Origin of the sequence: Rhizorhabdus wittichii (genome assembly GCF_017607425.1) — a bacterium.
In the GTDB taxonomy this organism is placed as follows: Bacteria; Pseudomonadota; Alphaproteobacteria; order Sphingomonadales; family Sphingomonadaceae; genus Rhizorhabdus; species Rhizorhabdus wittichii.
Genome location: NZ_CP059319.1, coordinates 2,563,256 through 2,584,183, shown reverse-complemented (window position 1 = coordinate 2,584,183; position 20,928 = coordinate 2,563,256). Strand labels below are relative to the sequence as shown.

The 20,928-nt window shown below is 70.3% G+C and carries 20 protein-coding genes; 4 read left to right on the top strand and 16 right to left on the bottom strand.

Features of this window, described 5'->3' with window-relative positions:
• Positions 1–44 precede the first annotated feature (44 nt).
• Both HRJ34_RS12135 and HRJ34_RS12130 read right to left on the bottom strand, forming a co-directional pair.
• On the bottom strand, positions 45–1,796 hold the full coding sequence (locus tag HRJ34_RS12135; RefSeq protein WP_208634215.1) for a glutamate-ammonia-ligase adenylyltransferase: 1,752 nt from the start codon (positions 1,794–1,796) through the stop codon (positions 45–47).
• A gap of 227 nt (positions 1,797–2,023) precedes the next feature.
• A complete protein-coding gene (locus tag HRJ34_RS12130) occupies positions 2,024–4,714 on the bottom strand; it encodes a bifunctional [glutamine synthetase] adenylyltransferase/[glutamine synthetase]-adenylyl-L-tyrosine phosphorylase (RefSeq protein WP_208634214.1) in 2,691 nt (896 codons plus the stop codon).
• 126 nt (positions 4,715–4,840) lie between these two features.
• On the opposite strand from HRJ34_RS12130, the gene HRJ34_RS29450 reads away from it, so the two are divergent.
• Positions 4,841–4,969, top strand: a complete 129-nt coding sequence (locus HRJ34_RS29450; RefSeq protein ID WP_016746789.1) for a hypothetical protein — start codon at positions 4,841–4,843, stop codon at positions 4,967–4,969.
• 45 nt (positions 4,970–5,014) lie between these two features.
• Here the strand turns inward: HRJ34_RS29450 and HRJ34_RS12125 are convergent, their stop codons facing one another.
• Together HRJ34_RS12125 and HRJ34_RS12120 are read right to left on the bottom strand one after the other, a co-directional pair.
• Positions 5,015–5,650 carry a sigma-70 family RNA polymerase sigma factor gene (locus HRJ34_RS12125; RefSeq protein ID WP_029548947.1) on the bottom strand — a complete coding sequence of 212 codons (636 nt, stop codon included), beginning with the start codon at positions 5,648–5,650 and terminating at the stop codon, positions 5,015–5,017.
• 165 nt (positions 5,651–5,815) lie between these two features.
• Complete coding sequence (locus HRJ34_RS12120; protein WP_012050109.1) at positions 5,816–6,610, bottom strand: response regulator; 795 nt, start codon at positions 6,608–6,610, stop codon at positions 5,816–5,818.
• A gap of 256 nt (positions 6,611–6,866) precedes the next feature.
• Between HRJ34_RS12120 and HRJ34_RS12115 the strand changes: the two genes are divergently transcribed.
• The 3 genes from HRJ34_RS12115 (at position 6,867) to HRJ34_RS12105 (ending at position 9,134) form a co-directional block, all read left to right on the top strand.
• Positions 6,867–7,091, top strand: coding sequence for a NepR family anti-sigma factor (locus HRJ34_RS12115; protein WP_086400466.1), 225 nt, complete (start codon positions 6,867–6,869; stop codon positions 7,089–7,091).
• A 61-nt stretch (positions 7,092–7,152) separates the two neighbouring features.
• Complete coding sequence (locus HRJ34_RS12110) at positions 7,153–8,691, top strand: sensor histidine kinase (protein ID WP_030090108.1); 1,539 nt, start codon at positions 7,153–7,155, stop codon at positions 8,689–8,691.
• A gap of 302 nt (positions 8,692–8,993) precedes the next feature.
• Positions 8,994–9,134 (top strand): entericidin A/B family lipoprotein, encoded by a 141-nt coding sequence (locus HRJ34_RS12105; protein WP_016746793.1) that lies wholly within the window; start codon positions 8,994–8,996, stop codon positions 9,132–9,134.
• A 60-nt stretch (positions 9,135–9,194) separates the two neighbouring features.
• Here HRJ34_RS12105 and tatC read toward each other — a convergent pair whose 3' ends face one another.
• From tatC to HRJ34_RS12045, 12 genes are all read right to left on the bottom strand, one after another.
• Positions 9,195–9,962 carry a twin-arginine translocase subunit TatC gene (gene tatC / locus HRJ34_RS12100; RefSeq protein WP_012050112.1) on the bottom strand — a complete coding sequence of 256 codons (768 nt, stop codon included), beginning with the start codon at positions 9,960–9,962 and terminating at the stop codon, positions 9,195–9,197.
• The gene (tatB, locus tag HRJ34_RS12095; RefSeq protein ID WP_030090109.1) at positions 9,959–10,342 is read right to left on the bottom strand and encodes a Sec-independent protein translocase protein TatB; all 384 of its coding nucleotides are present in this window, start codon (positions 10,340–10,342) and stop codon (positions 9,959–9,961) included. Before tatB ends, tatC begins: the two co-directional genes overlap by 4 nt.
• A 29-nt stretch (positions 10,343–10,371) precedes the next feature.
• On the bottom strand, positions 10,372–10,629 hold the full coding sequence (locus tag HRJ34_RS12090; RefSeq protein ID WP_012050114.1) for a twin-arginine translocase TatA/TatE family subunit: 258 nt from the start codon (positions 10,627–10,629) through the stop codon (positions 10,372–10,374).
• Positions 10,630–10,780: 151 nt separating this feature from the next.
• Positions 10,781–11,368 (bottom strand): SMC-Scp complex subunit ScpB, encoded by a 588-nt coding sequence (gene scpB / locus HRJ34_RS12085; protein ID WP_012050115.1) that lies wholly within the window; start codon positions 11,366–11,368, stop codon positions 10,781–10,783.
• Positions 11,365–12,138 (bottom strand): segregation and condensation protein A, encoded by a 774-nt coding sequence (locus HRJ34_RS12080; RefSeq protein WP_016746795.1) that lies wholly within the window; start codon positions 12,136–12,138, stop codon positions 11,365–11,367. The genes scpB and HRJ34_RS12080 overlap by 4 nt, the downstream gene beginning before the upstream one ends.
• A gap of 45 nt (positions 12,139–12,183) precedes the next feature.
• Positions 12,184–13,197 carry a beta-N-acetylhexosaminidase gene (nagZ, locus tag HRJ34_RS12075; RefSeq protein WP_208634213.1) on the bottom strand — a complete coding sequence of 338 codons (1,014 nt, stop codon included), beginning with the start codon at positions 13,195–13,197 and terminating at the stop codon, positions 12,184–12,186.
• A 108-nt stretch (positions 13,198–13,305) separates the two neighbouring features.
• Positions 13,306–13,524 (bottom strand): SPOR domain-containing protein, encoded by a 219-nt coding sequence (locus tag HRJ34_RS29620; protein WP_016746797.1) that lies wholly within the window; start codon positions 13,522–13,524, stop codon positions 13,306–13,308.
• A 591-nt stretch (positions 13,525–14,115) separates the two neighbouring features.
• A complete protein-coding gene (argS, locus tag HRJ34_RS12065) occupies positions 14,116–15,846 on the bottom strand; it encodes an arginine--tRNA ligase (protein WP_208634212.1) in 1,731 nt (576 codons plus the stop codon).
• Positions 15,847–15,960: 114 nt separating this feature from the next.
• Positions 15,961–17,811, bottom strand: coding sequence for a M20/M25/M40 family metallo-hydrolase (locus tag HRJ34_RS12060; RefSeq protein ID WP_208634211.1), 1,851 nt, complete (start codon positions 17,809–17,811; stop codon positions 15,961–15,963).
• Positions 17,811–18,974, bottom strand: a complete 1,164-nt coding sequence (locus HRJ34_RS12055; protein ID WP_208634210.1) for a deoxyguanosinetriphosphate triphosphohydrolase — start codon at positions 18,972–18,974, stop codon at positions 17,811–17,813. Before HRJ34_RS12055 ends, HRJ34_RS12060 begins: the two co-directional genes overlap by 1 nt.
• Before the next feature lie 36 nt (positions 18,975–19,010).
• Positions 19,011–19,262, bottom strand: coding sequence for a hypothetical protein (locus tag HRJ34_RS12050; protein ID WP_208634209.1), 252 nt, complete (start codon positions 19,260–19,262; stop codon positions 19,011–19,013).
• Between the two features lie 237 nt (positions 19,263–19,499).
• Complete coding sequence (locus tag HRJ34_RS12045) at positions 19,500–20,909, bottom strand: SPOR domain-containing protein (protein WP_226949172.1); 1,410 nt, start codon at positions 20,907–20,909, stop codon at positions 19,500–19,502.
• Between the last annotated feature and the right edge of the window lie 19 nt (positions 20,910–20,928).

The following is a 20,928-nucleotide window of genomic DNA, read 5'->3' as shown; positions in this document are numbered from 1 at the left end:
GTCTCCTGAGTCAGGCGATCCTTAGGACGAGGCGGAGGGGGACTTCAACCGTTCGTCGCCATCGTCCGCGCGACGGCCGCCTGGCGGCTTTCCTGCACGATTACCCGCGCCGCGCCGTAATCGGCCTCCAGCCCGTCCCAATGGTCATGGCCGCACAAGCGGGCGATGGTCGGCCGCTGCTCGGGTGCGGGCTCCCCGCCGTCCGGCGCCAGCAGGTCGAGCGCCACCAGCAGCCGGACCAGCGTCGCATGCGCGCCGGCCGCCGCCGGATCGAGCAGCCCCGCCCGAACCTGCGCGCCGATCGCCGTGCGCAGGTTCGGATCGATGTCGGCAAGGCCGGCGATCTGGTTGAGCCGGACCGCGAGGTCGAGCTCGGCCAGTCCGCCACGCACCCGTTCGACGTCATAGGGACCGGCCGCCGGCCTGCGGCGCGCGATGTCGAGCGGTTCGCCCAGCCCGCGCCGCATGGCCGCCGCCGCCGCCCGGCGGGCCGTGTCCGGACCGTAGACGAACCGTGCGCGCGCCAGCGCGACGGGGTCCAGCGAGCGCGCTTCGAAATGCTCGACCGAGCAGAGCGGTCCCATGGCGGCGCTGATCCGTTCCGCCACCCGGTCATAATAGGCCTCGGCGGCGATCGGCGCGCGGCCGTCGCTCGACGCCTGGCGGTCGCCGGTGAACAGATAGGCGAGGTCCAGCGCGTCCCGGCTGGTCAGCGCGCCGCCACCGAACCGGCCGAGCGCGAGGATGGCGAGGTCCGATCCCGGCACGACGCCATGATCCTCGCGCATCCGCGCGAGCGCGTCGTCGGCGATCGCGCGCAGCGCCGCCTCGGCGAGGCGGGCATGGGCTGCGGCGATGTCGAGCGGATCGGCCGTCCGCTCGATCAGCCGCAGCCCCAGATCGAAGCGATGCGCCTCGATCGCCCGGGCGATCCGCGGGGGTCCCGCCTGCCGGTCGTCGAGACCGATCAAATGGCCGAACTCGGCATCGAGATCGGCAGGCGGGGGCAGCGGCGCGGAGGCGCTGCCGTCGATCAGCCGGCGGATCAGCGCCGGCTGGGCGATCAGGGAAGACGACAGGCCCGGCGCATCGCCGAGCAGCTCGACCAGCGAGCGGAGCGACGCGGAGAGGGCGATGTCGGCGGGTCGCCGGGCGACGATCGTGTCGAGCGTCGCCAGCATCCCATCGGGGTCCCGGGATCGGCCGAGCATCGCGACCAGGCCGGGCAGCAGCACGTCGAGCGCGTCGCGGTCGGCCGGATCGGCGCGCCAGCCGCGCAGACGCCGCGCCGCGCCGGGCGGATCGACGCAGCCCGCATCGGCCAGTTGCGCCTCGATCGGATCGGCTATCCCCGGATGGAGCAGGGCACGGACCTCGCGCGACAGCGTGGCGAGGAGGCGATCGGCATCGGTGCGGAGCGGCGCCAGCAGCGCCATCAGCGCGGTGGCGGCCAGCATCTCGTCGCTGAAGCGGGCGGCCGCGATGCCGAGCCGCGCCGGAAGCGCCAGCAATCTTTCGATCTCGTCGAAGGCCTTGCCCAGGTCGGCATGGGCCTGACGGAAGGCGCGGCGGAGCGGTGGCTGCGGGCCGGCGGGACAAGAGAGGTCGTCGACCAGCGCGGCGGCGCGGATCGCGAAGTCGTCGAACCGCGCGAACAGCGGGTCGATACGGGCTGCGCCGGGCCGGGTCCGCAGGTCGAGGCAATGCCGCTCGAGGTCCGCCAGCAGGCGGGCGGAGCCGGGGCCAGAGCCGGCATCGGGGAGGGCCGGAACCCGGAGGGCGGGCTCGTGCCTCATGGCCGCACCGGGCGGAGGGAAAGGGGGCGCCCCGATACGCTGGGGCGCCCGTCGATGAATACGACCATCGATGATCTCACGCTACGCAACACGCACTTCAATGATGATCGGGATAGCAGCGAGTCTTTAAGCTCGGGTGCGCGAGACTGGTTAAAATCGGGACACCATATTTTCCCGGTCGCTCGAGTCGGCGCCGGAAGAAGCCCATGTTTCGGGGCTTTTCTGTCTCAGCTTGCGGAGGAAACCCGCTTCCATTCGCCGCCGATCAGCGCGCGGGCGGTTTCATAGGCCTTAACCAGCGACGGCCAGTCGGCCTCTCCGCAGGTCCGCGCCACCAGCGTCTGCGACGCTTCGGGCGGCTCGGTCGAGGCGGGGGAGACGAGCCGCAGGGTGACGAGCATCCGGGTCAGCAGCTCATGCGCGGGGATCACCGCCGGATCGAGCAGTCCCTGCTCGGCGAGCAGCCGCATCGCGGTGCGCAGCCGCGGATCGAAGCCGGTGCGATGGCGGAGCTGGAGCAGGTGGACGGTGAACTCGGCATCGACCAGCCCGCCGTCGATCAGCTTGACGTCGAACGGGCTCGACGGCGGCTTGTGGCGGGCGATCTCGCCGCGCATCTTGACGACGTCTGCGAGCAGCACGGCGGGATCGCGCTCGCGGCCCAGCGCCTCGGCGATGATCGCGTCGACCCGCGCGCGCGCCGCCGCCGATCCGAAGATCGTCCGCGCCCGGGTCAGCGCCATATGTTCCCAGGTCCAGGCGCTCTCGCGCTGATACTGCGCGAAGCTGTCGATCGACACGGCCAGCGGCCCCTGCGTGCCCGACGGGCGCAGCCTCGTGTCGACCTCGTAGAGCGGGCCGGCTGCGGTCGGAACCGACATCGCCGCCGAGACGCGCTGCGCCAGCCGGTTGAAATAGGTGGTGGCGCCGAGCGGCTTGGCACCGTCCGATTCGGCCATGAAGTCGCCGCTGAACAGATAGACGATGTCGAGGTCGGAGGCGTTGGTCAGCGCGCCGCCGCCGAGCCGGCCGAGCGCCACGATCAGCAGCTCGCCGCCCGGAATCCGGCCGTGGTTCGCCTCGAACTCGGCGACGGTCGCGCTCGCCAGCACGGTCAGCGCGGCCTCCGCCACCCGGGCATAGCCCTGCGCCACGTCGAGCGGATCGGACACCGCCTCGATCAGCTGGACGCCGAGCGCGAAGCGCCGCTCGCCGACCCGCTGGCGGACGCTGTCGAGCAGCAGCTCATAATTGTCGCTGCCCTCGCTATCGTCGAACTCGGCGACCAGCTCCTCCTGCGGCGGGGGCGGCGCCAGCGCGGTCGCGTCGATCAGCCCGTCGAGCAGCGCGGGGCGGCGGCCCAGCGCCTGCGACAGCGCCGGGGCATGGCTCAGCACGTCGATCAGCGCGCGGGCGAGGGCGGGGCGGGCCTGGAGCAGCCGGAACAGGTTGATCGCGCTCGGCAGCCCGGCGACCAGGTCCTCGAAGCGGTTGAGCGCGTCCTGTGGCGACGGCGCCTTGCCGAGCGCCGCGATCAGCGTCGGCAACATCGCCTCGAGCGCGTCCTGCGCCACCGGCGTCCGCAGCGAGCGGCTCTTGCCGTCGCGCATCCCCTCGATCCGCAGCCGCGCGGCCGGCGGATCGGCGAAGCCGGCCTCCTCCAGCGCCGCTTCGAGCTGGTCGGGCTGCACCGGCAGGCGCGCCTCGCCGTCATTGTCGAGCCCGTCATAGACGGTTCCGACCCGGTCGACATGCGGGCGCAGCAACTCGACCAGCGCCGCCCCGTCGTCGAGCCCGTGGAGCCGCGCGACATTGTCGAGCGCCTCGGCCTGCTTGGGGAGCTGGTGGGTCTGGTGGTCGTCGACCATCTGGAGCCGGTGCTCGATGGTGCGGAACAGGCGATAGGCCTCGGCCAGGTCGGCCGCCGAGTCCGCATCGATCCGCCCCGCCTCGCTCAGCGCGCGCAGCGCGTCGAGCGTCGCGGGCGCGCGGAGCTGCGGCTCGCGCCCGCCATGGATGAGCTGGTGGATCTGCGCGAAGAACTCGACCTCGCGGATGCCGCCGCGCCCGCGCTTCAGGTCGTAGCCGGGGCCGAGCACCTGTCCCCGCGAATAATGGTCGCGGATGCGGCGCGAAATCTGCCGGATCTCGCGCACCGCGCCGAAATCGAGCGAGCGGCGCCAGACGAAGGGGCGGATCGCTTCGAGGAAACCCTGTCCCAGCGCGATGTCGCCGGCGGCGGCGCGGGCGCGGATGAAGGCGGCGCGCTCCCAGGGCAGCGCCGCCGATTCATAATAGCTGAGCGCGGCGTCGACCGGCAGGGCGAGCGGCGACACCTCGGGCGAGGGGCGCAGCCGCAGGTCGACCCGGAAGACATAGCCGTGCTCGTCGCGGCTCTGGAGCAGCTCGACGATCCGCCGCGCGATGCGGACGGCGGCTTCGACCGGCTCCTCGCGCGGCCGGTGCGGCAGCGTCGCGGGATCGAAGATCAGGATCGGATCGATGTCCGAGGAATAGTTGAGCTCGCCGCTGCCATGCTTGCCGAGCGCCAGCACCGCGAAGCCGCCCGGCTCGGCATCGGGGGTGCGCTCGGCGATGGCGGCGCGGATCGCGGTGTCGAGCGCATGATCGGCGAAGGCCGACAGATGGCCGACGACCTGTTCCAGCGTCGCCATGCCGGCAAGATCGGCGAGCGCGACGGCGAGCGACACGACCTGGCGCTGCCGGCGCAGCATCCTGCCGACGTCGTCCGATTCCTCCCTCGCGAGGCCGTCGCGGATCGCCTGGTCGAGCCCCTGGTCGCGCACCGCCGCGACGACCTCGGGATGGCGGCTCGCGAGGCCGGACAGGAAAGGCGAAAAGTCACCTATCCGTGCCAAGGCGTTGGAAAGGATGTGCTTGTCGACGCGCCCGGTCATCCTGTCATCGCATAGGCGATTCGAACGGGAGTGCAACATTGGGAAACAAGGTCGGCTTATTGCGTTATGTTAGTCATGGAAAAGCCGACGCCCTCCCATTTGTCCATGCAGGCCCGAATTTCACCGATGCGGACGATTCAGGCGCCGCAAGGTCATGAAGGCATCGGCAATGCGCTGCGGGCGGCGTTCGATCCGGGCAGCTACGGCCTGCCCGACGATCTGGCGCGGCTGCTGTCGAAGCTCGACCGCAAATAGGGCGGAAGCCCGCCGCGACGGCGGCAGGGCCTCCGCCGGTCGTCCCTATTCCTTGCTGAGGTGATCGACGTCGGCCATGATCTGCTGGAGCGTCGTGGTCGACGGATCGGTCTTGTGCTCGCGGCGCGACGGCAGCTGGCCATGGTCGAGGAGCTGTTCGAGCGCGGCGCGCCCGCGGGCCACCCGGCTCTTAATCGTTCCCACCGCGCAGCCGCAGATTTCGGCGGCTTCCTCATAGGCGAAGCCGCCGGCCCCGACGAGGATCAGCGCCTCGCGCTGCGGCTGCGGCAGGTGCATCAGCGCGCGCTGCATGTCGGCCAGCTCGATGTGGCGGTCCTGCGAAGCAGGCGCGGCCAGCAACTTGTTGGCGGTATGCTCGTCCCATTCGCCGCGGAAGCGGGCGCGCCGCATCTGCGACAGGAACAGGTTGCGCAGGATGATGAAGGTCCAGGCCCGCATGTTGGTGCCCGCCTGGAAGCGCTTGCGCGCCGCCCAGGCTTTCATCAGCGTCTCCTGGACGAGATCGTCGGCGAGGTCGCGATTGCCCGACAGCGAGCGGCCGAAGGCGCGGAGATGGGGGATCACCCGCGCGAGCTCGTCCTTGAACTCGTCGTCGGACAAGGCGACCAGCTCGCCGCGCGGCGTCTCGACGCCGTCGACGTCCTGATCCTCGTCATCCATATGATCTGCTACCCCAGCTGAAGCGTTCGCCGCCATCGCGGTGCGGGCCTGTCCTGCCATCCGATCCCCATTGTCCCGGCGGGACGACTCGTGTCGTCCATTCTACCGGCTCAACGATCGTCCGCAGGGCGGGTTCCAATGCAATCGCGACCGAAACGATATCGCTCAGGCCTCGATCGTGGCCGCGTTGAAGAACAGCGCCTGGCTGATCGCGGCCTTCACCGTCGACCGCTGGAAGGGCTTGGTGATCAGGAAGGTCGGTTCGGGCCGCTCGCCGGTCAGCAGCCGTTCGGGGAAGGCGGTGATGAAGATCACCGGTACGCTGAACTCGGCCAATATGTCCTTGACCGCGTCGATGCCGGAGCTGTCGTCGGCGAGCTGGATGTCGGCGAGGACGAGGCCGGGTCGATGGGCGTGCGCCTGCGCCACCGCCTCGTCGCGGGTCACGGCGACGCCGCTGACGCTGTGGCCGAGATCGCGGACGATGGTCTCGAGGTCCATCGCGATGATCGGCTCGTCCTCGATGATCAGCACGTCGGTCCGGGTCTGGCGATCGATTTCGGCGATCGCGTCGGCGACCAGCGATTCGACCTCCTCGGGGCTGGCCTCGATCAGATAGGCGGTGTCGGCCACGGTGAAGCCCTCCATCGCGGTCAGCAGCAGGGCCTGGCGCGACAGCGGCGTGATCGCGTTGAGCCGCGCCTGGGCGATCGCCTCGCGCTCGGCGTCGGCGGTCGGGGTTTCGATCTCGTCATAATTGGCCGAGCTCCAGATCGCCTGGAAGGTGCGGTAGAGGCCGACCCGGACGTCGACCCCGCCGGGGAAGCCGTCGGGGGAGGCGACGATCGCCTCCAGCGTGGCCCGCACATAATTGTCGCCATGGCTCTGGCTGCCGGTGAGCGCCCGGGCGTAACGACGCAGGAAGGGCAGGTGGGGGGCGAGTTTCTGGCCGAGCGACATGGGTATCAACACTCCCTGGATTCATCGACGCGGGTGTCCGCCGCTACACGGGCAAGAGCGATAACAGCCCAGCCGGTGTCGCGGAAGCCGCCCGGGGCTTCCAATGACGAATGTGCAAAAAGAGACATTCCCGTCATGGAACCAACGGACAAGTTTTTTGTTTCATGCATGATGCGCGTTTTACCATGGCGTGTAAAATGGTACGCATCCGGATCGATCCAAGAGGGGCGGTGTCCAAAAGCCGTTGCATTGGAGAGTGTTGGACAACGAGATGCAGGTCAGGGGCGTGGGCCGGTTGGCTAATCAGGAACAGTCGGACGAGCCGGCAAACGACACCGGCGGAGGCAAGGCGGCCCGGAAGCGGAAGAGCGACCCCGTGCGCGACGCGTCCGTCGGCGCTGCGTTGCGTTCCGTCTATTCCCAGACGGTCGATGAAGCCATTCCCGCGGAATTCCTGGATCTGTTGAACAAGCTGGATTGATCATGTTCCCGGCAGCCGCCCTTCCGATCGGACGGGCCAGCGGGGCGGGTCGCCCCAGCGGATGAAGCAGCCCGCCAAACTGGCCTTCGCCCGCCTGTCCACCGGCACCAAGATGCTGCTGATCCTGTCGGCGGCGATGCTGCCGCTGGGTTTCATCGCGCTGCTGACCTCGCTCGACATGGCCCGCTCGGCCTCGGCCGAGCAGCGCATGGCGGTGCGGACGGCGATGGCCTTCCACGCCACCCGCGTCGAAATGGTCATCGACCGGGGGCTCGATGCGGTGCGATCGCCCCAGGCCAGCCTCGAGCCCGCCTCCGCCCTCTGCGCGGCGATCGCGCGGCAGGCGCGTCGCGACCGCAGCGGGCGGCCGCCGGTCGCGATCTTCGACGGCGGCCGGCGCCGGATCTGCCAGTCGCACGGCGCGCCGATCGAGCGGATCGCACCGGTCGATCAGGGCGTCGACCATGTCTGGCTCGACCTCCAGCGCCACAGCTTCCGCTTCACCGCGGCTCGCCGCGACGGCCTGCTGTTCGAAGCGGACATCCCGCTCGACGATATCCGTCTCGCCGTCTCCTCGGGTGGCGGGCTGCCGCTCAACCGGATGATCCTGCGGCAGGGCTCCGTCGACGTCGTGCTGGTCGATCATGGCGAGACCGCCGAAAACGACCTGTTGCGTCTCTCGCAGCCGCTGGCCGGGGGGCAGCTCGCGCTGATCGCCGAATATCGGCTGGCGCCGTCGCGGGCCCGGACGATGCTCGTCGTCCTGCTGCCGCTGCTGATGTGGGCCGCCGCCGCGTTCACCGGATGGCTGATCGTCAACCGCCTGCTGCTGCGCCCGCTCAGCCAGCTCAAGCAGTCGATCGACAATTGGAAGGGCGGCCACAGCTCGCTGCACCTGCCCCGACTCACCACGCCCAGCCAGGAGATACGCGACCTGGCCGAGAGCTTCGCCGCGGTCGCGGCGCGCATCCACGACCATGAGCTGGAGCTGGAGGAGGGCCTCGCCCGCCAGACCCGCCTGACCCGGGAGGTGCACCACCGGGTGAAGAACAATCTTCAGGTCGTCTCCAGCCTGATCAACCTGCACGCGCGCGGGGCCGAAGGCGCCGTCGCCGACGCCTATGGCGCGATCCAGCGCCGGGTCGACGCGCTCGCCGTCGTCCACCGCAACCATTATGCGGAGCTGGAGGAGAATGAAGGCGTCTCGGTGCGGGCGCTGGCCGGCGAGCTGGCGACGTCGCTCCGGGCGTCGGCCCCCGCGGCCGCCACCGGCATGCCGATCGCGCTCAACCTGATCGACGCGCATGTGACGCAGGACATCGCGGTGCCGACCGCCTTTTTCATCACCGAGGTCGTCGAGCTGCTGATGCATTGCAACCCGCAGGGCTCGGTGCTGATCTCGCTCGAGGCGACCGACCGGCCCGGGCGCGCCAATCTGCGGATCGAGACGGTCGGCATGGCCGAAGGCGCGCTCGACGACTATCCTGGGATCGGCCGTTTCGAACGGGTCGTCACCGGCATCGCGCGCCAGTTCCGCGCGCCGCTTTCGCAGGATCTGCAGACCGGTCGCTTCGAGGTCGAGATCGGCGTCCAGCCCTGAAACGACCCGCGTCGCGGGGACCAAAAAATTTCCATGCGGGCGGGGAACAAGGCCGGGGCCGGCTCGTTCTGCTGTTCGGATAGCGATGCTTTGCCCCCCCGCTCCCGCTATCCGCTCGACAAAGGGCCCGGTCGCATTACCCCCCCGTAAATGCGTCCGGGCCCAACTTTTTTGGGCAAGTTCCTGGAATCGAAGGCGGATTTGCACGGGTCGGGATGGATCGGGAACCAAGCCCGACAGCGAGCATTGATCCGATGCAGCTTCCGTCGCGGAAGCCTCAGAGCATCCAGGAAAGGTTTGCCATGTTCAAACGCACCATCGCCGTCGCCTTCGTCAGCCTTTCGCTGCTCGCGGTCACCGCGTGCAATACGGTCGAAGGCGCGGGCAAGGACGTATCCTCGGCCGGCCGCGCGGTCTCCGACGCCGCCGACGATTCGAAATAAGCCATCGACGAGGGCGCCCGCCTTCATTGCGGGCGTGACACGGGATGAAGCCCGGGACGGTCAGGCCGTCTCGGGCTTTTCCTCATCCCCGGTCTTGCGCCGCCGCTCGGTGAACCAGATGCCGATCAGCGCCAGTTCGTAGAGGATGATGAGCGGGACCGCGAGCAGGAGCTGCGAGCCCACGTCGGGCGGGGTCAGCACCGCCGCGATGGCGAAGGCGCCGACGATCGCGTAGCGCCGCGCGCCGACGAGCTGCTTGCGGGTGACGATCCCGGCGCGTTCGAGCAGCATCAGCAGCACCGGCAGCAGGAAGGACAGGCCGAAGCCGAACAGGAACTGCATCACGAAGGACAGGTAGTTGCCGACCGCCGGCAGGGCTTCCTGCTGGACGCCGCCCAGATTGCCCTGGAAGCCGAGCAGGAAATGGAGCGCGACGGGGATCGCGACATAATAAGCGAGCGCCGCCCCCGACAGGAACAGGATCGGCGTCGCGAAGATGAAGGGCAGGAGGGCGCGCTTCTCGTTCTTGTAGAGTCCCGGCGCGACGAACTGCCAGATCTGGTTGGCGATGACGGGAAAGGCCAGCATCATCGCGGCGAAGAAGGCGACCTTGATCTCGACGAAGAAGGCTTCGAAGATCTGGGTGTAGATTAGCTTGCCCTGGCCCGCGCGCAGCAGCGGCTGGACGAGGAAGGCGAAGATCGGGCGGGCGAAATAGAGGCAGATGCCGAACGCGACCGCGAGCGCCGCGAACGCCATCAGCAGGCGGCGGCGCAGTTCCAGGAGATGGTCGAGCAGCGGCGCGCGGCTGTCGTCGATGTCGTTCATGGCTGTTGCGACGTGGCGGGGCGATCGGGCGGGGTGCCCTCGGCTGCGGCTTGCGTCGTCGATTCCGGCGAAGTCATCTCCGCGCCGCCGCCATCCTGCGGCGCGCCGAGCGGCAGCATCTCGCCATCGGCCGGCTGCGGCTGCGGCGGATGCTCGCGCATGATGCGCTCATTCTCCGCCTTCCACTTCTTTTCCATCTCCTCGAGCTCCGCCTGGCGGATCATCTCGTCGATGCCGGAGCGGAAATGGCGGGCGACACCGCGCGCGCGGGCCACCCACTGGCCGACGAACCGCATCGCGCGCGGCAGGTCCTTCGGCCCGATGACCACGAGCGCGACGAGCGCCACGAGCAGCAGTTCGGTGGGGGCGACGTCCAGCATCGCTTATGGCGCCGAGGGCCTCGAAAGGGTCAGTGCTGCGGCCGATCGTCCTGCATCGGCTGGAGCTTCGGATCGGCGTTCGGCTCGATCGGGGGCTGCTGCTGCAGGCGCGGGGTCGGGCGGGGCTCGGCCGGCTGGGTCGGCTCGTCCTCTTCGGACATGCCCTTCTTGAAGCTTTTGATGCCCTTGGCGACGTCGCCCATCATGTCCGAAAAGCGGCCCTTGCCGAACAACAGCAGCACGAGGACGCCGACGACGAGCCAATGCCAGATGCTCATACTACCCATGGGGAATCTCCTTGATTGGGGTCATTTAGGGCCTGCCCACGGTATCCGCAACGTTCGTTGCGGGCGAAGCGAAGAGGGAGGACGCGGACGGCGTCCCATGGAGCCTGGCCGTGACGGGACGGTGACGGCCGATCGCCGCGCTGCCGGGCCGTCACTCCTCGTCGTCCGGCGCGCCGCCGGTCTCCATCTGGAGCTGTTCGAAGGCGAGGTCGACCGGATCGAGCAGGCCCGCCGCCTTGAGGTCGGCGATCCCGGGCAGGTCCTTGCGGCTCGACAGGCCGAAATGGGTCAGGAAGCTCGGCGTGGTCGCATAGAGCAGCGGCCGGCCGGGCGCCTCGCGCCGTCCGGCGGGGCGGATCCATCCCGCCTCCAGCAGCACGTCGAGCGTGCCCTTCGATATCTGCACGCCGCGGATCGCCTCGATCTCGGCGCGGCTGACCGGCTCGTGATAGGCGATGATCGCCAGCGTCTCGATCCCGGCGCGGCTCAGCTTGCGCGGCTCCTCGCGGGTCCGGCGCAGGATATGGGCCATGTCGGCGGCGGTCTGGAAATGCCAGCGGCCGCCGCGCTCGACCAGCTCGATGCCGCGGCCGGCATAGAGCGCGGCGAGCCGGGGCAGGGCGTCGCCCAGCGCGTCGATGCCGATCACCGTCGACAGCTCGGCCGGGCTCATCGGCTCCTCCGCCGCGAACAGCGCGGCTTCGAGGGCACGGAGCAGATTGTCGGGTTCCTCGATCATGCCGCCGCGCTCCGCAGCATGAGCGGCGCGAAGGCTTCTTCCTGTTGCAGCGCGACCCGGCCCTGCCGGGCGAGCTCGAGCGCGGCGAGGAAGCTCGACGCGAGCGCCGAGCGGCGATAGTCGCCCGACGCGCCGGGGGGCAGGAAGGCCTCCAGGCTGGTCCAGTCGATCACCGCGCCCACCATCATCGACACCCGCTCGATCGCCTGGTCGAGCGTCATCACCGGCCGCCGCTGGACGACATGGACCGCCTCCTCGCCGCGCGCGCGGACCGCGCCATAGGCGGAGATCAGGTCGAACAGGCTGGCGTCCCAGGCCGCCTTGCGGACGACCTTCAGCCCCTCGGGCGTGCCGCGCGCGAACACGTCGCGGCCGAGCCGGTCGCGTCCCATCAGCCGCGCGCCCGCCTCGCGCATCGCCTGCAACCGTTGCAGGCGAAGTTGCAGGCGCAGCGCCAGTTCCTCGGGGCTCGGCTCGACCTCGGGGTCCTTGGGCAGCAGCAGGCAGGATTTGAGATAGGCGAGCCACGCCGCCATCACCAGATAGTCGGCGGCGATCTCCAGCTTGAGCGCCTTGGCGTTGTCGATGAAGGACAGATATTGCTCGGTCAGCGCGAGGATCGATATCCTGGCGAGATCGACCTTCTGGGCGCGGGCGAGGCTCAGCAGCAGGTCGAGCGGTCCCTCCCAGCCGTCGATGTCGAGCGTCAGCACCTCGTCGGAACGAGCCTCCGCCAGCGGCAGGTCGAAATTGTCCTCCTCGTCCCCCATCGGGCGAGTTAATCAGGATTCGGACGCGTTGGAAACCGTGATCCGTCAGGCCGGCAAGATAGCCAGCAGCGCGTCGCGCTTCGCGATCAGCTCCTCGGCCGGGCTGCCGTCGCGGCGGCCGGCGACGGTCGCCATCGCGCGGTCGAGCCGCGCGTGGGCCTGGTCGCCGATCGGCCCCACCGCGCCCGCGATCGCCTCCATCTCGGTCATGTCGCCCGAACAGTGCAGGGCGATGTCGCACCCCGCCGCCAGCACGCCCGCCGCCCGGTCGCCGAAGCCGCCGGTCAGCGCGTGCATGCCCAGGTCGTCGGACATCAGCAGCCCGTCGAAGCCGATCCGCCCGCGGATGATCCCGCCGATCACGCTGGCCGACAGGCTGGCGCATTCGGCCGCGTCCCACGCCGGGTAGACGACATGCGCGGTCATCGCCATCGGCGCGTCGTTGAGGGCGACGAACGGGGCGAGGTCGGTTTCCAGCGCCGCGGCATCGGCATCGACGACGGGCAGCTCGACATGGCTGTCGGCCATCGCCCGGCCATGTCCGGGCACATGCTTGACGACGCCGACCACGCCGCCGGCGCGCAGGCCCTCGATCACCGCGCGGCCCATCGCCGCGACGCGCAGCGGCTCGGCCCCCAGCGCGCGGTCGCCGATGATGTCGTGCGCGCCCGGCTGGCGGACGTCGAGCAGCGGCAGGCAGTCGACGGTGATGCCGACCTCGGCGAGCGTCGCCGCGATCGCCTGGGCGTTGTGGCGGGCTGCCTCGATCGCGGTCATCGGCGCGATGTCGTAGAGCCGGTCGAACAGCTCGGCCTTGGGGAAGGCCGGCCATTCGGGCGGCTGCATCCGCGCCACCCGCCCGCCTTCCTGGTCGATCAGGATCGGCAGGTCGTCGCGGCCGGCAATGGCGCGCAGCGCGTCGGTCAGCGCGCGAAGCTGGGCGCGATCGGCGACGTTGCGCTTGAACAGGATGTAGCCGGCCGGATCGAGATCGCGGAAGAAGCTGCGCTCGGCGTCGGAAAGCTCGGTCCCGGCCATGCCGAGGAACAAGGGCGTCATGGTCGTCATCCCCCAACAACGTCGTCCCGGCGGAGGCCGGGATCTCAGGAGGCTCACGCGCTGCGCTGCTCCCGAGACCCCGGCCTCCGCCGGGGTGACGGATTCATCCTATCCGATCACCGAGCAGCTCTCGCCCGCGGTCTTGAGCCGGCGGCAGATGTCGCCCGCATTGCCGCCATTGGCGCGCAGCCGGTAGAGTGTCTTGTCGCCCGACTGCACCGGCACCACCGACTGGGTGAGGCTCGACAGGAAGGAGAAGCGGCCCGACAGCGTCTTCCACGCCGCATTGGCCTTGGCCTGGCTGGAGAAGGCGCCGAGCTGCACCATCGATCCGCCCGATGCCGGCGCGGGGGCGGGGGCCGCCGCCGCTGCTGCCGGCTTGGGCGCGGGCTTCGCCTCGGCGGGCTTGGCCCCCTGCCGGGCGAGTGCCTGGTCGACGGTCGGGGTCGGCTTGGCGCCGCCGGTTTCGCCGGGGCGGGGCCGGCGAAGCGGCGGGGGCGGAGCTGGACGGCGGGATGGCGGCGGTCCGCACCGGCGCCTCGGGGTGCGGGCGATCGATGTTGACCGGCGTCTCGGCCGCGCCGCTGGTGTCGATCACGCTCTCGACCTCATTGCCCTTGCTGGCGCTGTAGACGATCTCGTCCTCGCCGACCGGGGCGGTGGTCTCGCCGGGGCGCTCCTTGTAATAGGCGTCGGGCGCCTTGATCAGCGCGCCTTCGCCCGAGGTCGCCTTGTCGTTGCCGCGCAGCCAGAAATAGCCGCCGACGACCAGCGCCAGCAGCATCAGCGCCGCGACCAGCCAGACGATCAGCCGGCCGGTGCCGACGCCGCTCTCCTCATATTCCTCCTCGACCGGTTCGAGCCACGGCAGGCGGTCCTCGTCCTGGGGACCGAGCCTGTCGCGCGAATAATCGGTCATTACTGCATCTCCTCCGCAGCGGTGACGCCCATGACGCCGAGACCATTGCGGATAATCTGCCCGATCGCATCGCTGAGCGCCAGACGGGCGCGCGTGATTTCGGGCTTGTCGGAGAGCAGGAAGCGACGGGCCGGGTCGTCGTTGCCCCGGTTCCACAGCGCATGGAACATCGCTGCCAGGTCATAGAGGTAGAAGGCGATGCGATGCGGCTCGTGCGCCTGCGCCGCGCCCTCGACGATCCGGGGGAATTGCGCGGCGAGCTTGACCAGCGCCAGCTCCTCGGCGTCGAGCAGGGAAAGGTCCGCCGCCGGGGCCAGGTCGATCCCCGCCTCGGCCGCGCGCCGGTGCAGCGAGCGGCCCCGCGCATGGGCGTACTGGACGTAGAACACAGGATTGTCCTTCGACGCCTCGACCACCTTGGCGAAGTCGAAGTCCATCTGCGCGTCGGCCTTGCGGGTCAGCATGGTGAAGCGGACGACGTCCTTGCCCACCTCGCGCACCACGTCGGCGAGCGTCACGAAGCTGCCCGAGCGCTTCGACATCTTCACCGGCTCGCCGCCGCGCAGCAGGCGGACCATCTGGACCAGCTTGACGTCGAACGCGACCTTGCCGCCGGTCAGCGCCTGGACGGCGGCCTTGATCCGCTTGACGGTGCCGGCATGGTCGGCGCCCCAGATGTCGATCAGCATGTCGGCCGTCTCGGCCTTCTGCGCATGATAGGCGAGGTCGGTGCCGAAATAGGTCAGCCCGCCGTCCGACTTGCGCACCGGCCGGTCGCTGTCGTCGCCGAAGGCGGTCGCCTTGAACAGCGTCATCTCGGTCGGTTCCCAGTCGTCGGGAAGCTCGCCCTTGGGCGGTTCGAGCGTGCCTTCGTAGACCAGCCCCTCGCCGCGCAGCCGATCGAGCGCGACGTCGACCTTGCCGGCCTTCTGGACGGCGGCCTCGGACGCGAAGACCTCATGCTCGATGCCGAGCAGCGCCAGGTCGGCGCGGATCATGTCCATCATCGCCGCGACCGTCTTCTCGCGGAACAGGTCGAGCCACGCGCTCTCGGGCTTGCCGACATAGGCGTCGCCGAACTCGGCGGCGAGCGCCTGGCCGATCGGGATCAGATAGTCGCCCGGATAGAAGCCCTCGGGAATCTCGATCGTCTCGCCCAGCGCCTCGCGGTAGCGCAGGTGCGCCGAGCGGGCGAGCGTCTGCACCTGCGCGCCGGCGTCGTTGACATAATATTCGCGGGTGACGGCATAGCCGGCGAACTCCAGCAGCGCGGCGAGCGCGTCGCCGACGACGGCGCCGCGGCAATGGCCCATGTGCATCGGTCCGGTCGGGTTGGCCGAGACATATTCGACGTTGACCCGCATGCCCCGGCCGGTGGCGGTGCGGCCATAGTCGCCGCCCGAGGAGAGGATGCCGGCCAGCTCGTCGCGCCAGCTCTGCTCGGTCAGGCGGACGTTGATGAAGCCGGGGCCGGCCACCTCGGCGCTGGCGATCTCGGGCAGCGCGGCGAGCTTCGGCACGATCAGCTCGGCCAGCGCGCGCGGATTGGTGCCGGCGGGCTTGGCCAGCACCATCGCCGCGTTGGTGGCGAGGTCGCCATGCGCGGGATCGCGCGGCGGCTCGACCGCGACATTCCGTCGATCGAGGCCGGCGGGCAGCGCGCCGCTGGCCTGAAGGTCGTCGAGGATGGCGCCGATCCGGTCGGCGAAGCTGGCATAGAGCGTGGTCAAGGCGAAATCCGCTGGAATGGAAGGAATGGTGCGTCGCCATAAAGCGATTTCGATGCGGGTGGAACCCGCAGGCTCGGAAATCGCGTCAAGCGACCATGGATAGGAAGAGAAAGGTCAGCCCTTCGTCTTCTTGCCGCCTTCGGCCTGGCTGTAGACCGCGACCGAGGGGGCGATCGGATCGAGCCGGACCCAGAGCGTGATCGCCAGCGCGGCCGCCAGCGCGGCGGCCGGTATCCAGCGCGGCGTCCGCTCGGGCAGCAGCGGCAGGAGCAAGGGCAGCGCCGCGAACAGCAGGACGATCATCACCGCCGGCAACTCGGCGCCGATGCCGAGGAAGATGAAGTGCGCCTGGGTCAGCAGATGGCCGACGCCTGCCGCCGCGCAGGTCGCGGTCAGCGCCAGCGCCGCGCCCCGTGGCAGCCAGGCCCGGCCGGCCAGCGCGACCGCGCCGAGTAGCAGCGGCCATTGCAGCAGCGGGCCCGCGGTCGGCTGGGTCGCCTGGACGGCCGTCGCCGCAAGCAGCAGCAGCAGGATCGCGGCGGTCGGCGCCTCGCCGTCGTCGGCGGGCAGGAAGAAGGCGGCGGCCATGGCGAGCAGCGCGAGCGGGATCACCGCGACGATCGCGCCGCCGGTCAGCAGCCCGACCCACATCAGCGCCATGGCGGGCCCGATCGCGACCATGCGCGGGTCGGTCCGGCGGAAGAGCGGCAGCAGCAGGAGCAGCGCCGCGACGAGCAGCCCGGCGACCGTCTCCAGCCGGGGCAGGGCGGCGAGCCGGTCGTAATAATTGGCGTCGCCGCTGCCCGACACGGCGTTGTAGACGGTCAGCAGCAGCGCGCCGTGGAGCAGGATCGCGGCGACCAGCACCGCCGCGCCGCCGACCGTTCGAAGCGCCGGCCGCCGGCGCCACCAGGCCGCGCCGACCAGTGCGGCCGAGACGATCAGCAGGCCCCAGCCCGCCGCCGCCGGATAGACGATCGTCACCCGGCCGAGCAGGTCGGCGAAGGCGGCGTTGTCGGACCGGGCGGGCAGTTCCGGCGCGAAGGCCAGCGCGGCGGCGAGCGCCAGCGCCTGGTCGCCCATGTCCTGCACCGATCCGGGATCGACCACCGCCGGGGTCGCCAGCGGCGAATGATAGGCGAAGGCGCAATCGAGCGTCGCGAGGTTGAAGCCGGGGATGCCTTTGCGCTTGGCGACCGTATAATCGGTGTAGTTGGGCATCAGGTCGTAGATCAGCACCGCCAGCGAATTGGTCGCGGGGCGGGTGACCCGTTCGGCATAGAGGCGCATCATCTCGCCATTGCCGGACCCGGTCTCGAACATGTTGGCGCGGCCGGCGGCGCCGCGCGCCTCCATGTTGACGATCGCGCCGACATGGGCGGCCAGGGGATGCGGCGGCGCGCCATCGCCGAAAAAGGCCTTTGCGCCGTTGAGGCCCAGTTCCTCGCTGTCGGTGAACAGCAGGATGACGTCGCGCTCGGTCCGGCCCTGGACGCGCAGGGCGCGGGCGACCTCCAGTGCGGCGGCGACGCCCATCGCATCGTCGGCGGCGCCCGGCGATCCCCAGACGCTGTCGTGATGCGCCATCAGCAGCAGCGCGGGCTTGCTGCCGTCGCGGCCCGGGAACAGGCCGATCAGGTTGCGGCCGGTCACCGCCGTCTCGGTCCGCCCGCTCCATTTGCCGAGCCGGTCGAGCGTCTTGCGGTCGAGCGGGACGGGCTGCTCCGAAACCTCGGCGCCCAATGTCCGCAGCCGCGCCGACAGATAGGCGATGCCGCGCGCATGGCCGTCCGACCCGATCGGGCGCGGCGTCCGGCTCAGCGCCTCGATATCGGCGAAGGCGCGGGCGGCGGAGAAGGCGACGGCCGGCGCATCGGCCCCGCGCGGCGTCGGGGGGACCGCCGCGACGATCGCCCAGATGAGGGCGGCGGCGAGGGCGGCGACGAGCGCGATCGTGCGATGCATCAGAAACCCTCGATCGATATGGGCCCCACCAGCTCCTCGTAGCGGGACAGCGCGTAGCGATCGGTCATCCCGGCGATGAAGTCGCCGATGTGCCGGGTGAGGGCGGGCTCGGCGGCGGGCAGGCTCTCCCGCCATTTGTCCGGCATCAGGGCGGGATCGGCCTTGTAGACCGCCGCCAGCCCCGCGATCACCTCGGCCATGCGCGCGGCGATGTCGATCTGCTGCGGATGGTGGTAGAGATTGGCGTACATGAAGCGGGTCAGCGCCTTCTCGCGCGCCGCCATCACCTCGGAGAAGCCGATCAGCGGCCGGCCCGCCGCGCGGACCGCCTCGACCGACCGGGGCGCGGCCTCGTCGAGCCGGCGGCGGCTCTCGTCGAGCAGGTCGTTGACCATGCAGCCGATCTGCTCGCGCACCAGCTCGCCGACCAGCCGCTCGGTCGGAACGTCGGGATAGCGGGCGCGGACCCTGTCCCAGTTCGACCGGATCAGCGGTTCCTCCAGCACATGCTCCAGCGTCAGTAGTCCGGCGCGGACGCCGTCGTCGATGTCGTGATTGTCATAGGCGATGTCGTCGGCGAGCGCCGCGACCTGCGCCTCGGCCCCCGCCCAGCTGTCGAGGTCGAGCGGCCATTGGTCGTCGATCTCGGCCATCGCCCAGGTCCGCCGCCGCACCGGGCCGTTATGCTTGGCGAGTCCTTCGAGCGTCTCCCAGCTCAGGTTGAGTCCCTCATGGGAAGGGTAGGGGGAATCGAGCCGGGTCAGCATCCGCAGCGTATGGGCGTTGTGATCGAAGCCGCCGGTATCGGCCATCGCCGCCTGCAGCGCTTCCTCGCCGGCATGGCCGAAGGGCGGGTGGCCGATGTCGTGGCCCAGGCACAGCGCCTCGGTCAGGTCCTCGTTGAGGCCGAGCGCGCGGGCGATGGTGCGGCCGATCTGCGCGACCTCCAGGCTGTGGGTCAGCCGGACGCGATAATGGTCGCCGTCGGGGGCGACGAACACCTGCGTCTTGTGGCGCAGGCGGCGGAAGCTGATCGAATGGATGATGCGGTCGCGATCGCGCTGGAAGGCGTCGCGCGGGCCGCGCGTCTCGCCCCCGCCCTGCTGGTGGAAGCGGCCACGGCTGCGGACGGGATCGGAGGCATAGGGAGCGAGCGTCGACATCGGTCCCGTGATGGCCGACCGCGCCGGCCAAGTCGACTATCTTGTCTCGAGCCCCGTCGCGGCGGGCGGCGTATCGGCGGCGCCGGCGGTCCGGGCGCGCGCGGCCTGCTCGACGTTCATCAGCATGATCGGCAGCAGCCCGCGCCAGCCCTCTCCCTCGATCTCCATCTCGGGATAGAGGCGCGCGACCGGCGGCGCCTTTTCCGCCGGCAGCACCGGCCGGCCTCGCACCGCGAACGCGGGTTGGGCGGCGAGCAACAGCAGGGCGGCAACGGGCAGGCGGGTCATGGCGTCTCCGATTCGGTGACGCTGATGCGGCATGGCTGTTACGTGCGTATGACAGTTGGGTTGCGGGGACGGATCAGCCCGCCGGTGTTCGAGCCCCGATCGTCATTCCCGCGAAAGCGGGAATCCACGGTCACGGAGCACGTCGTCTCTTGCGGGCCGCCATCCATGGATTCCCGCTTTCGCGGGAATGACGGAAAGATGGGGAAATCGGCCCGCTTCGATCAATCCCATCCAGCTCTAATCGACCCGTTCCACCTTCTGCCCGGCCGAGGTGGTGACCGGGAAGCTGCTCAGCCCGGCGGCGCGCGCGTCGTTCACATAGTCCTGCGCGGCGCCCTTGCTGGGGAAGGGACCGATCAGCAGCCGGTTGGTCGCCTTGAAGGGCGTGGTCCACGGCGTCTTGCCCGCGAGCAGCTTGCCATGGGCCTTCTTCTGCTTGTCCCATTCCTTGTCGAGATCGGGCTTGTAGGCGCCGCTCGCGATCTGGACCCAATAACGTTCGGGGTTGGACTTGCGCGCCTTGGCCTCCTCCTGCGCCTTCGCCTTCTTCTCGGCGGCGGCTTTCTCGGCGGCGGCCTTGCGCTGGGCGGCGCGGCGATCCTCGGCCAGGCTGCGCTCGTCGGCGGCCTTCTGTTCGGCGGCCTGCCGCGCGGGCGAGGGTTCGGCCGAGGCCGTCGACGTCGTCGGCGCGGCGGCGTCGGGCTTCATCACCAGCCGGCCGCTGCTGTCGAAGCGCGGGCGGGTCGCGGGCGCGGAGGAGTAGGATGGGGACGGCTGGGGCGCCGCCGCGACCGGCATGCCCTTGGACGCCGGAACCGGGCTGACCTGCGCCATCTCCATCGGGACCTTGTCCTCGGGAAAATGGCCGAAATGGACGGCGGCGGCCTTTTCGGCGGCCTTGAGCGTGGGCAGGCGCGACAGGAAAGGCCGGAGCGCGTCGGCCTGGTAGCGCGGCAGCACCGCATAGGCGGCGGATTCCGCGCCCGCCGTGTCGCCGGTCATCGCCAGCACGAAGGCGCGCGCGCGCCAGGCGGCGATGTCGCGCTTCTGCAGCAGCGGATCGAGGGTGGCGAGCGCGCCGACCTTGTCGCCGCTCATCGCCAGCGACAGCGCCAGCCGGCGGGTCGCCTCGGCGTCGGGGCGGGCGCGGAGCAGCAGATTATATTCGGCCTGCGCCTTCCTGGTCTCGCCGCGCAGGTCGTAGGCGAGGCCGCGGTCGAGCGCGACGTCGACCGGCGGCACGCCCAGGTCGGTCGCATTGTCGAACAGGCGCAGGGCGGCGCGGGGCTGCTCCTTCTGGACCAGCGCGGAGCCGAGGCCCGCCTTGACCCGGCCGTCGCGCGGCGAGATCTTCTCGGCCCGGACGAAGAAGTTGATCGCGGCATCGGCGTCGCCGACCGCGAGCGCCGCCGATCCGGCGCCCGACAGGGCGTCGAGGTCGCCGGGGTCGCGCGCCAGCACGCGCAGATAGCGGGACAGTGCCTCGGCGGGATCGCCGCGCGCCATCGCGTCGCGGGCCTGGGCCATCGGATCGGTGATCACCGGCTCATCGCCGGCCGTGGCCGAATCCATCTGCGCGACGGCGGGGGGGATGATCAGGAAGGCGGAAGCCAGCGCGAGAAGGCTGACGAAGCTGTTTCTTTTCATGGGCACATCGCTTTCGGAC

Excerpts from the sequence above, each read along its gene's own strand:
- HRJ34_RS12135 (WP_208634215.1), bottom strand. The coding sequence starts at position 1,796 with ATGAGGCACGAGCCCGCCCTCCGGGTTCCGGCCCTCCCCGATGCCGGC.
- HRJ34_RS12130 (WP_208634214.1), bottom strand. The coding sequence starts at position 4,714 with ATGACCGGGCGCGTCGACAAGCACATCCTTTCCAACGCCTTGGCACGG.
- HRJ34_RS29450 (WP_016746789.1), top strand. The coding sequence starts at position 4,841 with ATGCGGACGATTCAGGCGCCGCAAGGTCATGAAGGCATCGGCAATGCG.
- HRJ34_RS12125 (WP_029548947.1), bottom strand. The coding sequence starts at position 5,650 with ATGGATGACGAGGATCAGGACGTCGACGGCGTCGAGACGCCGCGCGGC.
- HRJ34_RS12120 (WP_012050109.1), bottom strand. The coding sequence starts at position 6,610 with ATGTCGCTCGGCCAGAAACTCGCCCCCCACCTGCCCTTCCTGCGTCGT.
- HRJ34_RS12110 (WP_030090108.1), top strand. The coding sequence starts at position 7,153 with ATGAAGCAGCCCGCCAAACTGGCCTTCGCCCGCCTGTCCACCGGCACC.
- HRJ34_RS12105 (WP_016746793.1), top strand. The coding sequence starts at position 8,994 with ATGTTCAAACGCACCATCGCCGTCGCCTTCGTCAGCCTTTCGCTGCTC.
- tatC (WP_012050112.1), bottom strand. The coding sequence starts at position 9,962 with ATGAACGACATCGACGACAGCCGCGCGCCGCTGCTCGACCATCTCCTG.
- tatB (WP_030090109.1), bottom strand. The coding sequence starts at position 10,342 with ATGCTGGACGTCGCCCCCACCGAACTGCTGCTCGTGGCGCTCGTCGCG.
- HRJ34_RS12090 (WP_012050114.1), bottom strand. The coding sequence starts at position 10,629 with ATGGGTAGTATGAGCATCTGGCATTGGCTCGTCGTCGGCGTCCTCGTG.
- scpB (WP_012050115.1), bottom strand. The coding sequence starts at position 11,368 with ATGATCGAGGAACCCGACAATCTGCTCCGTGCCCTCGAAGCCGCGCTG.
- HRJ34_RS12080 (WP_016746795.1), bottom strand. The coding sequence starts at position 12,138 with ATGGGGGACGAGGAGGACAATTTCGACCTGCCGCTGGCGGAGGCTCGT.
- nagZ (WP_208634213.1), bottom strand. The coding sequence starts at position 13,197 with ATGACGCCCTTGTTCCTCGGCATGGCCGGGACCGAGCTTTCCGACGCC.
- HRJ34_RS29620 (WP_016746797.1), bottom strand. The coding sequence starts at position 13,524 with ATGGTGCAGCTCGGCGCCTTCTCCAGCCAGGCCAAGGCCAATGCGGCG.
- HRJ34_RS12060 (WP_208634211.1), bottom strand. The coding sequence starts at position 17,811 with ATGCATCGCACGATCGCGCTCGTCGCCGCCCTCGCCGCCGCCCTCATC.
- HRJ34_RS12055 (WP_208634210.1), bottom strand. The coding sequence starts at position 18,974 with ATGTCGACGCTCGCTCCCTATGCCTCCGATCCCGTCCGCAGCCGTGGC.
- HRJ34_RS12050 (WP_208634209.1), bottom strand. The coding sequence starts at position 19,262 with ATGACCCGCCTGCCCGTTGCCGCCCTGCTGTTGCTCGCCGCCCAACCC.
- HRJ34_RS12045 (WP_226949172.1), bottom strand. The coding sequence starts at position 20,909 with ATGAAAAGAAACAGCTTCGTCAGCCTTCTCGCGCTGGCTTCCGCCTTC.